Here is a 13515-nt window from a genome sequence, read left to right as displayed (position 1 = left end):
TTTCCTAATCCTGATAAAAAAGAGTTCACTCGTTGGTTCCCTCCCAAAAACTCAATGCTGCAAAAATAAAATTGGTAACTTAATCAAGAACTAGGAAAGACATAAAAACATAATTGAAAGACAACAGATAACCCCAATAAACCAAATAATTGATCTTAACGCAGCCAGGTTTATTAAATATAAAAAAACATAAATAAAACGTGAAATAATATAAATAACAGCCAGAGTCTGGATGGATAGAGAAACATGGTGCGTTACCAAAGCAGTCAACACTGCAGTAGAAAATACAGCCAGCGATTCAAAACAATTTTGATGAGCAGCAACTGCCCGAGCGCCAAATCCGGTCAAAGTGGCTTGTTGTTCACGTGGATGGTTATTGTCATAACCTCCTTTTGCTTTCTGCATTGCGTACCCTACAGGCAGTTTAACCAGGTAAGGTAAGATAATTGCAATAAGCAAACACGCCAACAAAGTAGTCATTATGGATTTTCCTGGAAAATAACGTAACTATTGCATGCATCATAACCAGATTAAAAACCCAATTCAATTATCATTTTTAAATATAAAAAATATAAGCAAATCACGACCTGTTGATAAACCCATCTTGCAAAACACCTGTCCTGACCGTCTTCTACCCAACATCTACATCTGCTATGATAAAGTTAAGAGCCTGGAATTAAAGTACTCCATGTTCATGAAAATAAAGGGATTAGTACTATGACACCAGATGATCTAAAGAAAAAATCCAAAGGACACATTATTTTATCCTCCCACCCTGCCGGCCATACAGCCGCACCTTTAAAAATTAAATGGGGGGAAGCCAATCCTAAAGAACGTGGACCAGTTTTAGCGTCTCTTACTAATATTAAAAACCGTAATGCGATAGGTACTCATTCTGGTTCATACTCTGTTTATCGCGCTCTTGCAGTGGCTGCAGGAGTTCTTGATCCCGAACACGTACCTGATTTAACGAACACTACTCCACCAATAGCATTAGGCCCTCACAAACAATGGAGTGAATCAGGTAAGATAGTTTCCCTTGATCCCTGGGGACATCTTGTAGCGGAGGTGTTCCAGGATGAAATAAATCAAGGGTATGATATTAGACCTACTATAGCCGTTACCAGGGCTCATATTAATATTCCTGAATTACATACCGCGATGCAGAAGGGACGATTAAAACCCGATGGTAAAATTCTGAGTGAGTCTGGAGATGTAGTAGTAACCAAAGCAGCAATAGAGCCGGTATGGTATTTACCAGGTATTGCAGAACGATTTGAAGTTTCAGAGTCCTTATTAAGACGAACATTGTTTGAACAAACCGGTGGTATGTTCCCCGAATTAGTCACCCGCAGCGATTTGGACGTTTTTTTACCCCCTATAGGCGGATTAACTGCTTATTTTTTTGGTGATATAACCACCATTCACGACCCCAAAATCGAATTAACGTGCCGAATTCATGATGAATGCAACGGGTCAGATGTTTTTGGTTCTGATATCTGTACTTGCAGGCCTTATCTCGCCCACGGAATTGAACTGTGTATCGAATCAGCGCAGAGAGGCGGGGCTGGCCTGATTGTATATAATCGTAAAGAAGGAAGAGCCTTAGGCGAGGTCACTAAATTCCTGGTTTATAATGCGCGTAAAAGACAACAAGGCGGCGATACTGCTGCGAAATATTTTGAAAGAACGGAGTGTGTTGCTGGAGTTCAGGACATGCGCTTTCAAGAATTAATGTCTGATGTACTCCACTGGCTGGGAATTTCCAAAATTCATCGATTTGTTTCCATGTCTAATATGAAATTTGAATCCTTACAGAAGTCAGGAATCGATGTAGGAGAACGAGTCAAAATTCCGGATGAACTAATTCCTCAAGATGCCAAGGTGGAGATGGATGCCAAACGCGCAGCAGGTTACTATTCCCCTGATGGCATCCTGGACATTAACGAGTTGGCTCAACCCAAAGGACGGGGTCTTCATGAATAACGAAGAACAGCAAGCAAACCAGATAATCACCAAGCTTCGCGATCCCGCGACAATTCGTTTACAAGCACATCGTATTTTAAATCTGGCAAAGCAAGATCGTCTGGAGCACTTTACCATCGATCCAGAAAAAATGACCGCTACTGCTTCTTTTGTTATTGATGTGATTAAAGATCAATACCCTGATCTCAATATTCCCTATCACAGCCGATGGCGACATTTCGAAGTTGGGAAGATTGATAGAATAAAAAATCTGCAAGAAAAACTGACTCACTTAAGCCCGGAAGAGCGAGGAAAAATCCTTTATGAACTGATTATTATCAGTGTTTTTCTGGATGCGGGTGCTGGCTCATCATGGCGTTATATCGATCAAGAGACCAAAAAAGAATACAGCCGCTCCGAAGGACTGGCTCTTGCCAGTTTAGCTCTTTACCAAAATGGCAGTTTTAGTAATAATCCAAAAGAACCGCTGCGTGTTGATGCCCAACAATTGCTTCAATTCAATGAAAAAGATTTGCTAAATGGATTTCAAGTAACGCCAACCAATCCTCTTGAGGGAGTCCAAGGGCGTGTCACATTACTTAACCGATTAGGCAGCACCATCAACCAAAATTCCCAATATTTCGGTACCCAGGGTCGCCTGGGTGATTTCTATTCTTACATCACCACCTTAAAAACGAGAAACACTATTTCAATAAGCCAAATTTTCCAAGCAGTATTAAATGGCTTTAGTAATGTATGGCCGGTGAGATTGTTATTTCAGAATGTTTCATTAGGCGATGTATGGATTCATAACGCTTTAAAAACAAATACTCCTGGCTCTGAATACATCCCTTTTCACAAATTATCGCAATGGTTATCCTATTCTTTAATTGAACCGCTTGAGAAAACAGGAATTGCTGTAACTGACTTGGATAAGCTAACGGGATTGCCTGAATACAGGAATGGGGGGTTGCTGATCGATACAGAATTATTACAGATAAAAAATAAAAATCTTTTATTACAACCGCAGGATCCAGGCTCTGAGGCCATAATCGAATGGCGGGCATTAACTGTATCCCTTCTTGATGAACTTGCCGAATTAATCAGAAAGCAACTTGACCAGGACGAGACCACACTCCCCTTGGCTAAAATTTTGCAAGGTGGTACCTGGGAAGCTGGACGAAGAATTGCAAAAAAAAATCGAGCACAAGGAACTCCCCCCATCCAGATTATTAGTGATGGAACTGTCTTTTAATAAGGAATTATAATGGATAAACCACAAACCGTTGTCATCAACCACCCTTTAATAAAACACAAACTAACCATTATGCGCAAAAAGTCTACAAGCACAGTTAAATTTCGCGCCTTAATGCACGAAGTCAGTATGCTACTTGCTTACGAAGTAACCCGTGATTTAGAAGTTGAATATGAAGAAATTGAAACCCCTCTGTCCACCATGATGTCTCCAGTATTAAAGGGGAAAAAAATGGTTTTTGTTTCTATATTGCGCGCGGGGAATGGTCTGGTTGATGGCATGTTGCAATTGGTTCCCACCGCACGAATAGGTCATATTGGCCTGTACCGGGATCCTAAAACATTAGAACCTGTTGAATATTATTTTAAATTACCAGAACACACTCAAGATCGAGATGTCATTGTAGTGGACCCCATGTTGGCAACTGGCAATTCGGCCATAGCAGCGGTTAATGAAATCAAGGCAATGAATCCCAAATCCATTAAATTTCTCTGTTTACTTGCCTCCCCGGAAGGGGTCTCTTCATTTCACGAAGAACACCCGGATATTACTATTTATACTGCCGCAATAGATACAGAATTGAATGATAAAGGGTACATCATTCCCGGTTTGGGAGATGCAGGTGATAGACTCTATGGTACTAAGTTGGACCATTAACCGTAATAATCACTTTGGTGGCTGCAGTTCTTTTGCCACTAAATTAACAAATTACTCAATGAGTTATGATTAAATTTGCTGAGCAACTCTCTGGAACAAGTCGCGAGACGTGGAAGTAAAGCAATTGGTTATTCTGCAACACCAGACCACAATAGCATTGTGTCATGATGCTGTGCTAGGGAAAATCAAACAACACTAACCCGTTGTCATCTCTGCCATTACTTATGTCACAGTCCCACTCAATATTGAGGCGGTTTTTATGCTGGGGATCAAACAAACCAACATGGAGGTTTGCCGTATTATCGTCGAACACGCTTAAACGCCCGAATACAGTCCATAATTCACCTGTTCCTAAAGGTAGATCTATGTGATTTGTCATGGAAGTAGTTACTGTATCTCTTAGTTGCTCGTTAATTCTTTCTTTAGAATGAAAATATTTTGTAAAATTAAATCGAGTGGAAGCCCCTTCTAGTCTTCTTCTTATTTGTCCCTGAAATTGACTCGAAAAAAATTCATCCCTCAGGTCACAATTATCAAAACGTATAATGGCTTTAACATCATCACCATTTTCAACAGCCCTGACTAATTGAATAAAATTAGTTAAAATTGTCCCGAGAGCGTTAGCATTGTTGATTGATAAGGAGAGAACAAGCCCCATTATTATTGATTGCCAGATTCTCATTTGCATCCTCCCTGATTCATTATAATGATTAACTTACTATCGCTCATCGTGATTTGTATATTAATTGTATATTTTGTATGGATTTTTTTCCATGTTTTTTTATTTTATTTAGACTTATTAATAGAATTCGTTAATAATAACTAATTTACCAGCGTGCTTAGTATCAAATATTGAAACGGGTTCGAGCATAAAAGATTAACAGAGGTACAATGCATTATTTACACCACCTTCTCGATATGATTCTGCATATAGATGTTTACTTAAACAGTTTCGTTTCACAATATGGTATTTTTACCTATTTTGTTTTATTTGCAGTTATTTTCTGCGAAACGGGACTCATTGTGACTCCTTTCTTACCTGGAGATTCGTTACTTTTTGCAGCGGGGAGCATTGCAGCGCAACCTGGTAATTCATTGCAAATTTTAATTTTGTTTGCATTACTTCTGCTGGCTTCAATTTTAGGCAATCAAGTCAATTACTGGGTTGGTAAAAAAATAGGCCCCCGTATGTTTACCCAAAAAAAATCCAGGCTTTTTAATCCAAAACACATGGAGGAAACTCATGCTTTTTATGAAAAGCATGGTGGAAAAACTCTAATTTTTGCACGATTTATTCCTGTAATACGTACTTTTGCGCCCTTTATAGCCGGTATTGGAAAAATGGAGTTGCTCCATTTCTCCTTATATAATTTAATCAGTGCCTTATTATGGGTTGGTAGTCTCTTGAGCCTTGGTTATTTTTTAGGTTCGCTGCCTATAATAAAGCAACATTTTACTCTAGTGATTTATGGTGTTGTGTTTATCTCTTTAGTACCTCCAGTACTGACTGTTTTGTTACAGAAAGGCTCATCTGTAAAAAAAGAGTAGTAAGGGTATTGCATGAAATTGCTTTTTGAGAAAACCATTAACGTTGAAGTATTAGGATATCTGTAGTCATGCATAAAACCGCAGCTAATTCTTCGAGCATTTCATCAAAATGCTCTGATGTATATTGTAGTGTTTTCGGTTCTCTCTGAAGTTTTTGCAACAGCATTGTTCGAAACGAATGGGGGTGAGTGTTCCCATTAGTCTCATCAGATAAAAAGCGAATTAAATTTGCTTTGGCATCAGTAAGGTTTTCAGTGGCTAAAAGGTTGTCGTGAAAATTCCTGGCTCTGACTCTCCCTGTGTTTCCGTGTCGATGAAACAGAGAAAACCATATACCCTCACTGTACTCAGTGTAATCTATGGTCGCTTGCGAAACCACCCCTCGTAAGAACTCAAACTGTTTTGTATCCTCAGCTGGTTTTACTGTTTTTTTAGAGGTCTTGCCCAACTCATAATCCAGTAATCCCATGTGATGTTTTCTTTGATCGTTCAATTGAGAAGGAGAAAGGTGAAACCTTACATTCCTCTTTTGAGATTTAGCCAAAACATCAACCCTCTCTGGCGCAGAAGATAAGGGATGATTAATTGCAGGGGTTAAAGCTGAGGCCAATTGAAGTTCACCAAGACTGCCCCCTTCTATAGCACCCTTTTTTGTATTCTTTTTTTTCTTAGCTAGTGTAGCCAGGGGCGCATTATTAATCAAAGATTGCTTTTCTAATGAAACGCCACATTCTATGAAAGAAAAACCTGATGTTTGCTTGGCAAAAGTAATTTGAGTCGTCCAATGAATATTATTTTTATTATTAATCGTAATGATTGGACGATCATCAAGATCTGTAAATGGAAAACGAGCTACTCCATTTTCTAAAGGATGAAAATTAACTTTAAAAATATTCGCTAAAAAGTTTAAATCATGGTGAGTTCCCCAAAAATAATCTTGAGTGATGCTTCCCATTGCAGAAATTACTGGTGATTGATCGCTTGGATTTGTTTCTAAAGTGATCGATTTAGGATTCACATCCGTTCCATAGATTAAAGACAGAAATAGCGGCACCAGGGTCAAATGCTCGTAGTTAGGGATCACCTCAAGCTTAAATTTCTTAAAAGCCGATCCAATTTCTGACGAAGCTGCAAACTCATTGAAACGTCTGTCGACAGCCCGATCATAATAAAACTCGGCAAATTTAATATAAGTGCTATTTCCAACTAATACCTGGTAATCATTTGCGGGATCTGTGCACGCACTTTTTAATTCTTCCAGCTGACCATGGTGGGTTATTAATCTTAACGAAGATTGTAAATGATTTAATAACGCAATATCAGGATGGTCGAATTTAAAATCACGTAGAGCGTCATATCGATTAAGAAGAGATGAGTCCAATGCAAGCCATCGTTCAAACATTGTTTTATTTTTATAAGTACTTTCCTCTTGAATTATATGAATTAAACCAATAGCAAAAGCATAAAAGCCACAATTGCCCTTACCCGGGTTATCGATAATTTGATTTCTAATCAGGATACGTGGTTTCGTTAAAGTCTCTATTTCATCCTGGGTAGGGGTTGGAACAGATATTTCCCCTTGAAATGCCTGGTAAAGGGTCATTTTAAGTTTTCGATCGGTCTGATTTACATAACAAGCATTTTCATCGTCATAAGATACATTCCAATGCTCTCGTTTTTTTTGCAAGGAAATTATTGTTCTGGCATCGGAAGGGGATTTCAGTTGATTTTCCACTAATTTTATATTCAGGGAAGCCGCCATCTGTTTTAATTCGTTACAATTATACGTATCCTGTCAGAATCGCCGGGTAAGTGTCTGCCACTGAGTCCGGATTAATCCGAGCCGCGCGCGTCAGCAAGCGGAATTCTTTAAAAATATTCAAAATACCTATTGACACGGTTTTTCTGTAAAACTGATGTTTTTCCATATCAAACGTAAGTCATGCAATATGCATGCCCTAAGATCCCCAAGATCACAATGTAGCCCCTTTCACTAATAAAACATCTCCCTCCTGAGGTCAGATTTTTTCTTAGCCCTTAGTGGCGTTAAAACTCGAAAAATGCGTTCAAAAAAAGTCATGTTATGATTGCCGTATCAGCATTAGTAACGCAGTGGTAGATGATGAAACGCCAAGAAATCAAACAAGTTTTAGATGAGTTAACAAAAGATATCGATAGTCTTGCCGACAAAAAGGCCGTGACTATCATTAAGGTATTGGTTAATTTGGTCGAAATGCTTGCCGAAGAAAATGCTTTGCTCAGAGAGGAAAACCAAGTATTACGTGATGAGATAAACCGCCTTAAGGGTGAACAGGGCAAACCTAATATTCGCGGTCAATCCAAAGGTAGCAATGGCGATAATACAGGCAATTCCAATCATTCATCTGAAGGAGATCGCAATAAACGTGGTAAAGGGAACAATAAAAACACAGGCAAAGACAAAAAAAACGTACGTATTGATAGACGTGTTACGATTGCTCTGGACAAAGCAACGCTGCCAGATGACGCCAAGTTCAAGGGTTTTGAGATTCGAATCATCCAGGATCTAAAAATCATCACGGATAATGTTGAATTCAAGCTGGAAACGTATTACTCACCATCTTTGAAAAAAACCTTTATTGCGCCGATTCCTGGCGAATATAAGGGCAGTGAATTTGGTCCTGGGGTTAAAGCGCTGGTCATCACATTATACCGTGATGCAGGGATGACGGAGAGCGCCATTGAGCGCTTTTTAAAAACATGTGGTATTCAAATATCACATGGTAAAATTGCTTCCATGCTGACAGAAGGCAATGATATTTTTCATCAGGAAAAAGAAGATATTGTCGATGCCGGTAGCAACGCAGGCTTGTACCAGCAGATGGATGACACAGGCAGTCGTGTTAACGGCAAAAATCACTACACCCATGTTTTATGTAATGACTTTTTTACAGCATACTTCACTCGTCGTAAAAAAGATCGCTTGACCTTATTGGAGTTGCTGTGTCGAGACCAATTAAAGTTTATGTTTAATCAGGAGGCTTATGAGTTAATGGATGAGTTTGGTCTCGCAAAAAAATGGTTGGATCAAATTAAACCAATGCTGCATGCACAACCCCTCACACGTGAATCAATCGATAGTTTGATGGGAACACTTTTTCCAAATCCAAAAAAACACAGCACGAATCGACGCATAATTCTTGAGTCAGCAGCTCTTGCCTATTATCAGCACTCGAAATACTTCATCCATTATTTAATGACAGATGATGCGCCTCAGTTTAATAAATTGGCCCTACATCATGCGCTGTGCTGGATCCATGAAGGTCGTCATTATAAAAAACTCACTCCATTCTCAGATATGAATCAGAATATATTGGCTGTATTTCTTGAGCAATTATGGGATTTCTACCATGCATTATTGACTTACAAGACGGCTCCATCTCAATCAATGGCCCAACAACTATCAATGCAATTTGATACTTTGTTCGCAACCACGACAGGCTATGATGTTTTAGATCAACGCATTGCAAAGACACGTGCTAAAAAACAAGCGTTATTATTGGTGTTAGACCATCCATTTCTGCCATTGCACAACAATGCCTCTGAATTAGGGACACGGTTTCAAGCAAGGATACGCGACATCAATCTCCAAACGGTCTCCCAAAATGGCACCAAATCAAAGGATACGTTTGCCACGATTGTACAGACGGCCAGAAAACTGAAAGTTAACGTTTATCAGTATATTTACGATAGGGTGACTAAAAAATTTGAAATGCCATCATTGGCTGAATTAATCTTACTTAAAGTGCGGCAGGTTCCATGCACCACATAAGCATCTCGAGATAATTCCGCTTGCTGACGCGCGCGGCTCGGATTAGTCCGGGCTCAGTGGCAGACACTTACCCGGCGATTCTGACAGGATACAATTATACTGTCTTTGAAATGGGTTTGGATCGCTACTAATTTTTACTTTTAAAGTGGCTAAAAGTTCTTTGGCGTTCTGTACTAAAAATTCTTTAATATCAGTTCTACTTGAGTCTCCGGTATATCTTTTAAGAATTTCTTTTAACTGATTTAGTAATTCCTTTCTCTGTTGTAGCGGCAAATTATCAATTTTTGAAAATGAGTTTAATGGTGAATTAATCAGTTGATGCCAAGCGGTTCCCAGTTCAATTTGAGTTTTATTTTTCCAGACGAGATTAGTCAATTCCTCTAAGATTTGTTCATCCAAATCAGCAGTATAGTGTTGATTCACGCGAAACAATACTGGGGCGAAAATGAGCTCCATATCCTCGGAGTTATTGTAAAAGGCAAACCATTGTTTTAGATTTTGCCAGGTTTTTGGCAAAAAATTAGGGTGATGACGGGCAAATTCATCAAGTAATCTTTGATATCCCGGAGCATTTTTTTGGGCATCAAGTCTTCCGCTTAATATCTCCATGCCAAGACCTATAGCAAGAGCATTAAACAAACAAGCTCCATCGCCACTTGCATGATAATATAGGCGCGGTTTTCTGGACACAAAAAAAGGTTTTTTAAGAGCTATTCTTCTTAATACAAAGAGGAGAATAAAATGTCTAAAAAGCGAGCTTATTATACGGCGGCCAAGAAGGCAAAAATAACGCTAGCTGCGATTGAGGGGAAACTCACACAAGCGCAAATTACCAGTGAATACGGTGTTCACGCAACGCAGGTAAAAACTTGGAAGCAATCGGCCATCAAAGCCATTAACGATTTATTCTCTGGGGCTAATGAAAAAGAAGCCAAGTCCCAAGAGCAGCTTGTTGAGGCATTATATCAAGAAATTGGTCGACTTCAAGCGCAGCTATCTTGGCTAAAAAAAAAGCATGAACTTTAGTCTGGATGAAAAGCGCGTCATGATTGATCCTCTTGCCGAGCTCACCATTCGTGAACAATGCTTGCTATTAGACTTGCCTGTTTCAAGTTATTATTATAGTGCCAAGCCCATTTCTGTCGAAGATGAAGCGCTTATGGCGCTACTTGATGAGCACTATCTGCAGTATCCATGTGAAGGTAAAATTAAGCGGGCAAGATGGCTGTCAAAAGAAGTAGGCTATCCTGTTGGTAAACGTCGAGTAAAAAAGTTGATGGAAATGATGGGGTTATCGACTGTTTACCCAAAGCCAAATACAAGCGTTCCCAATAAGGAGCATGAGGTGTTCCCTTATTTATTAAAAGAGGTGGATATCACCAAACCAAATCAGGTTTGGGCCGCAGATATCACCTACATCCGCATGAAAGGAAAGCATGTGTATTTAGTAGCTATTATGGACTGGTATAGTCGTTATGTGATTGGATGGGCTATTTCACCTACTATGGAGGCTGAATTTTGTATTGAGGCGCTTAGAAACGCTTTGCTGCATTCGCGTTGTGAGATCTTTAACACGGATCAGGGTTCTCAATTTACCTCAAAAGATTGGATAAATACGCTAAAATCTCACCACATTTCTATCAGCATGGATGGGCGAGGACGTTATTTAGATAATATATTTATCGAGCGATTGTGGCGTAGTGTTAAGCAAGAAAAAATCTACCGGTATGATTTTGATACAATTGAAGAGGTTGAGCTGGCCTTAACGGAGTATTTTGAGTATTATAATAACCGAAGGCTTCACCAGTCCTTTAATTATTTAACGCCCGCAGAGGTGTATTATGGCCGGAAAAGACCATAAACCCTAAATGAGAGCGTCATGACTTACCCACAAGGCCCACAGGCCTATACGAGAAAGTGAAGCTCTCCTGACCTGTGGACTTGTGGATAAGTCATTCTGATAGAGTTGTGGTAAAATGACCTAAGACAATTCGTAGTAGCAATCACTATTCATACGGTATTGAGTAGGTTTAAATAGGTTAATTTGAGTGAATTTTTAACTATAAATGATGGATGAATAGCTCTTATTTTTCCTTAATTTTGTTCCAGACATGCGGACCCATATCACTGCTCTCTTCACCCATATCTGATTTTGTAATTGCAGCATGAAGAATCTTTTTTTATTTCATCTTTGTTTAAAATTAAATGGTTTATTTACTTTATATTCAAAAATAGGACCATCAGGTTTATTCTCTATAAACTGGACAGTAAATGTAAAAATTCCCCGATACCTAAACTTTGATTTATATGTCACTATAAGATGTGGTAGAGCAAATGTTTGAGATTTATTTTTTTCTTAGTGTTTGAATGAACTATAATAAATGTGTAAATTCTTATAAGGAGATAGTATGAAAGGTTGCAGATTAAGTCCTGTTGGATTGGGGCTTTCTTTAGGAGTGATGTGGGGTTTATCTGTATTAATATTAGGATTAATAGCTTACTTTCATAGCTACGGAAAACCCTTTGTTGAGGCCATGGGCGTTTTGTATATAGGTTATGCTCCTTCAATAAAAGGCAGTATTCTGGGTGGGATCATCGGGTTTATGGATGCATTTATAAGTGGCGCCGTAGTTGCGTGGCTGTATAATTTATTCAACCGTTGTGCTTGTTCCTGCTGTACAAAGGTAGAGTCCGTAGAAATAAAAACACCTAAAAGCACCAGGACTACTAAAACCACTAAGGCCAAATAGTTTCAAGTGTATGCCACACTATTAATGATACTAGCCTGGATTCAGCAGTGATCTACTACGAACCAAAATTGCTGAATTCAGGTTTAAATTATTGACGTACAATGATGTTATTTTGCACATTTTGTGGGCCTGCAACTTGACGAGCAATTTGCTCAGCCACATCACTTTGGCGAATTTTTTTAACATATCCGCTTAAGATAACCAGGTTTTGATTCGTTGCAACCTGGACTCGAGCTATCAACGGATCTTCGTTACGCATTAAGGCCTCTTGAACTGACTGGGCCAAATTCATTTGAGAAGAATAGGATGGGTAAGAAGGATAAGAACTAAATAATCCAGTCCCAGTTTGACAACCAGCCAATAATAGCAAAACACCGGCAACAGTTGTGTTGATTAAATATTTTTGCATCACAATCTCCAATAGAGAATAAGTCTGAATTATTATCCTTAAAGAGGATAAATAAATCCTAATTAAGGGTCTATGCTGTTAATTTTGGCTAAAATTTAATTTAACCGAATCTACCCGGTGGACTCATGTGCTGAATTTCGTTAGACAGTAATCACATAAAATAACACAGCAAAAAAATGGAAAATACTACCTGCTAAAACAAATAAATGCCAAAGCAGATGGCTAAATTTCAATCTTTCCCATACGTAAAAAATAACGCCGATAGTGTAACACAGTCCGCCGGCGGCAATACATGCCAATCCACCTGCAGGTAGTAACTCGTAAATAGGCTTTACTACAACCAAAGACATCCATCCCATCAAAAGATAAATTGCTGTTGATAGAAGTTCAAATTTGTGAACAAAAAATATCTTAAATACTACTCCAGAAAACGCCAGGGACCAAACAATAGTAAACATAGCCCATCCCCAAGGTCCCTTAAGGGTGACTAACATAAAAGGGGTATAACTACCTGCAATCAGAAGAAAAATTGACGCATGATCCACGATACGAAATAAATGTTTCAGCTTTGGATCTTTAACGCTGTGATATAAAGTAGAACTGACATACATCAGCAACAAAGTACTTCCAAAAACCAGGCTCGAAATCAATTTTAAGAGGTCATGCTGATTTCTGGCAAAGAATATAAGTAACGGAATAGCAACCAAACTCAGTAGGCCCCCCAGAGCATGAGTTGTAGCATTGCCAATTTCCTCAGCTTTCGTTTGTAGTTTATCTGGTTTAATCCAAAGCATTTAGTCCCTTAATCTAACTCCATTGAGTTTATTAACCTGTTAATAAATTAGTAAAATTTTAGCACAACCAACTTTTTTTATATACTTTGTGCTATTGATTTTTTGTGCTATTGATTTATTGATTGAAGGTTTTACGCCCTAAGAGATAGTTGGATCTTCTGTTAATGTAAAATTTTTATGGACGCTGCGAGTAAGCCAAGGCTTGAGCGTTTAGGCTCGCTTCAACAGCCCCTCTTATCAACCTTCTTGTGATATTGTCATGTTATGACTAAAAGACAAGGTATACTTGGAGCGTTTACTGCTATACTATTTTTTATAAATAACTA

Annotated in this window: 14 protein-coding genes; 8 read left to right on the top strand and 6 right to left on the bottom strand. The window is 38.7% G+C overall.

Annotation, left to right across the window (positions count from 1 at the left end; translation table 11 throughout):
• Positions 1 to 90: 90 nt before the first annotated feature.
• Positions 91 to 480: an MAPEG family protein gene (locus HRS36_RS04550; RefSeq protein WP_173236407.1), complete on the bottom strand. Its 390-nt coding sequence runs from the start codon at positions 478 to 480 to the stop codon at positions 91 to 93.
• Positions 481 to 717: 237 nt separating this feature from the next.
• On the opposite strand from HRS36_RS04550, the gene HRS36_RS04545 reads away from it, so the two are divergent.
• From HRS36_RS04545 to upp, 3 genes are read left to right on the top strand one after another with little or no spacing between them, the layout of a single operon-like run.
• Positions 718 to 1986 carry a GTP cyclohydrolase II gene (locus tag HRS36_RS04545; protein ID WP_173236406.1) on the top strand — a complete coding sequence of 423 codons (1269 nt, stop codon included), beginning with the start codon at positions 718 to 720 and terminating at the stop codon, positions 1984 to 1986.
• A complete protein-coding gene (locus tag HRS36_RS04540; RefSeq protein ID WP_173236405.1) occupies positions 1979 to 3220 on the top strand; it encodes a URC4/urg3 family protein in 1242 nt (413 codons plus the stop codon). The genes HRS36_RS04545 and HRS36_RS04540 overlap by 8 nt, the downstream gene beginning before the upstream one ends.
• 12 nt (positions 3221 to 3232) lie before the next feature.
• Positions 3233 to 3877, top strand: coding sequence for a uracil phosphoribosyltransferase (gene upp / locus HRS36_RS04535; RefSeq protein ID WP_173236404.1), 645 nt, complete (start codon positions 3233 to 3235; stop codon positions 3875 to 3877).
• A 175-nt stretch (positions 3878 to 4052) separates the two neighbouring features.
• Here the strand turns inward: upp and HRS36_RS04530 are convergent, their stop codons facing one another.
• Positions 4053 to 4559, bottom strand: a complete 507-nt coding sequence (locus tag HRS36_RS04530) for a hypothetical protein (RefSeq protein WP_173236403.1) — start codon at positions 4557 to 4559, stop codon at positions 4053 to 4055.
• Positions 4560 to 4768: 209 nt separating this feature from the next.
• On the opposite strand from HRS36_RS04530, the gene HRS36_RS04525 reads away from it, so the two are divergent.
• Complete coding sequence (locus tag HRS36_RS04525) at positions 4769 to 5425, top strand: DedA family protein (protein ID WP_173236402.1); 657 nt, start codon at positions 4769 to 4771, stop codon at positions 5423 to 5425.
• A 37-nt stretch (positions 5426 to 5462) separates the two neighbouring features.
• Here the strand turns inward: HRS36_RS04525 and HRS36_RS04520 are convergent, their stop codons facing one another.
• On the bottom strand, positions 5463 to 7187 hold the full coding sequence (locus tag HRS36_RS04520) for a hypothetical protein (RefSeq protein WP_173236401.1): 1725 nt from the start codon (positions 7185 to 7187) through the stop codon (positions 5463 to 5465).
• A gap of 357 nt (positions 7188 to 7544) precedes the next feature.
• On the opposite strand from HRS36_RS04520, the gene HRS36_RS04515 reads away from it, so the two are divergent.
• The gene (locus HRS36_RS04515; protein ID WP_173235423.1) at positions 7545 to 9236 is read left to right on the top strand and encodes an IS66 family transposase; all 1692 of its coding nucleotides are present in this window, start codon (positions 7545 to 7547) and stop codon (positions 9234 to 9236) included.
• 42 nt (positions 9237 to 9278) lie between these two features.
• On the opposite strand, the gene HRS36_RS04510 is transcribed toward HRS36_RS04515, so the two are convergent.
• Positions 9279 to 9875, bottom strand: coding sequence for a hypothetical protein (locus HRS36_RS04510; protein ID WP_173236400.1), 597 nt, complete (start codon positions 9873 to 9875; stop codon positions 9279 to 9281).
• 102 nt (positions 9876 to 9977) lie between these two features.
• Here HRS36_RS04510 and HRS36_RS04505 point away from each other — a divergent pair, with 102 nt between their 5' ends.
• The 3 genes from HRS36_RS04505 (at position 9978) to HRS36_RS04495 (ending at position 11986) form a co-directional block, all read left to right on the top strand.
• Positions 9978 to 10262 carry a transposase gene (locus HRS36_RS04505; RefSeq protein ID WP_173235475.1) on the top strand — a complete coding sequence of 95 codons (285 nt, stop codon included), beginning with the start codon at positions 9978 to 9980 and terminating at the stop codon, positions 10260 to 10262.
• Entirely contained in the window at positions 10252 to 11097 is an 846-nt protein-coding gene (locus tag HRS36_RS04500; protein WP_173235473.1) for an IS3 family transposase, read from the top strand. Before HRS36_RS04505 ends, HRS36_RS04500 begins: the two co-directional genes overlap by 11 nt.
• 547 nt (positions 11098 to 11644) lie before the next feature.
• Positions 11645 to 11986 carry a bacteriophage holin gene (locus HRS36_RS04495; protein WP_173236399.1) on the top strand — a complete coding sequence of 114 codons (342 nt, stop codon included), beginning with the start codon at positions 11645 to 11647 and terminating at the stop codon, positions 11984 to 11986.
• 88 nt (positions 11987 to 12074) lie between these two features.
• Here HRS36_RS04495 and HRS36_RS04490 read toward each other — a convergent pair whose 3' ends face one another.
• Entirely contained in the window at positions 12075 to 12395 is a 321-nt protein-coding gene (locus HRS36_RS04490) for a BON domain-containing protein (protein WP_173236398.1), read from the bottom strand.
• A 140-nt stretch (positions 12396 to 12535) separates the two neighbouring features.
• A complete protein-coding gene (gene trhA / locus HRS36_RS04485; protein ID WP_173236397.1) occupies positions 12536 to 13189 on the bottom strand; it encodes a PAQR family membrane homeostasis protein TrhA in 654 nt (217 codons plus the stop codon).
• Positions 13190 to 13515 lie beyond the last annotated feature (326 nt).

It is taken from the genome of Legionella antarctica (genome assembly GCF_011764505.1).
GTDB classification, from domain to species: Bacteria; Pseudomonadota; Gammaproteobacteria; order Legionellales; family Legionellaceae; genus Legionella; species Legionella antarctica.
This window is presented reverse-complemented; position numbering and strand designations above follow the sequence as displayed.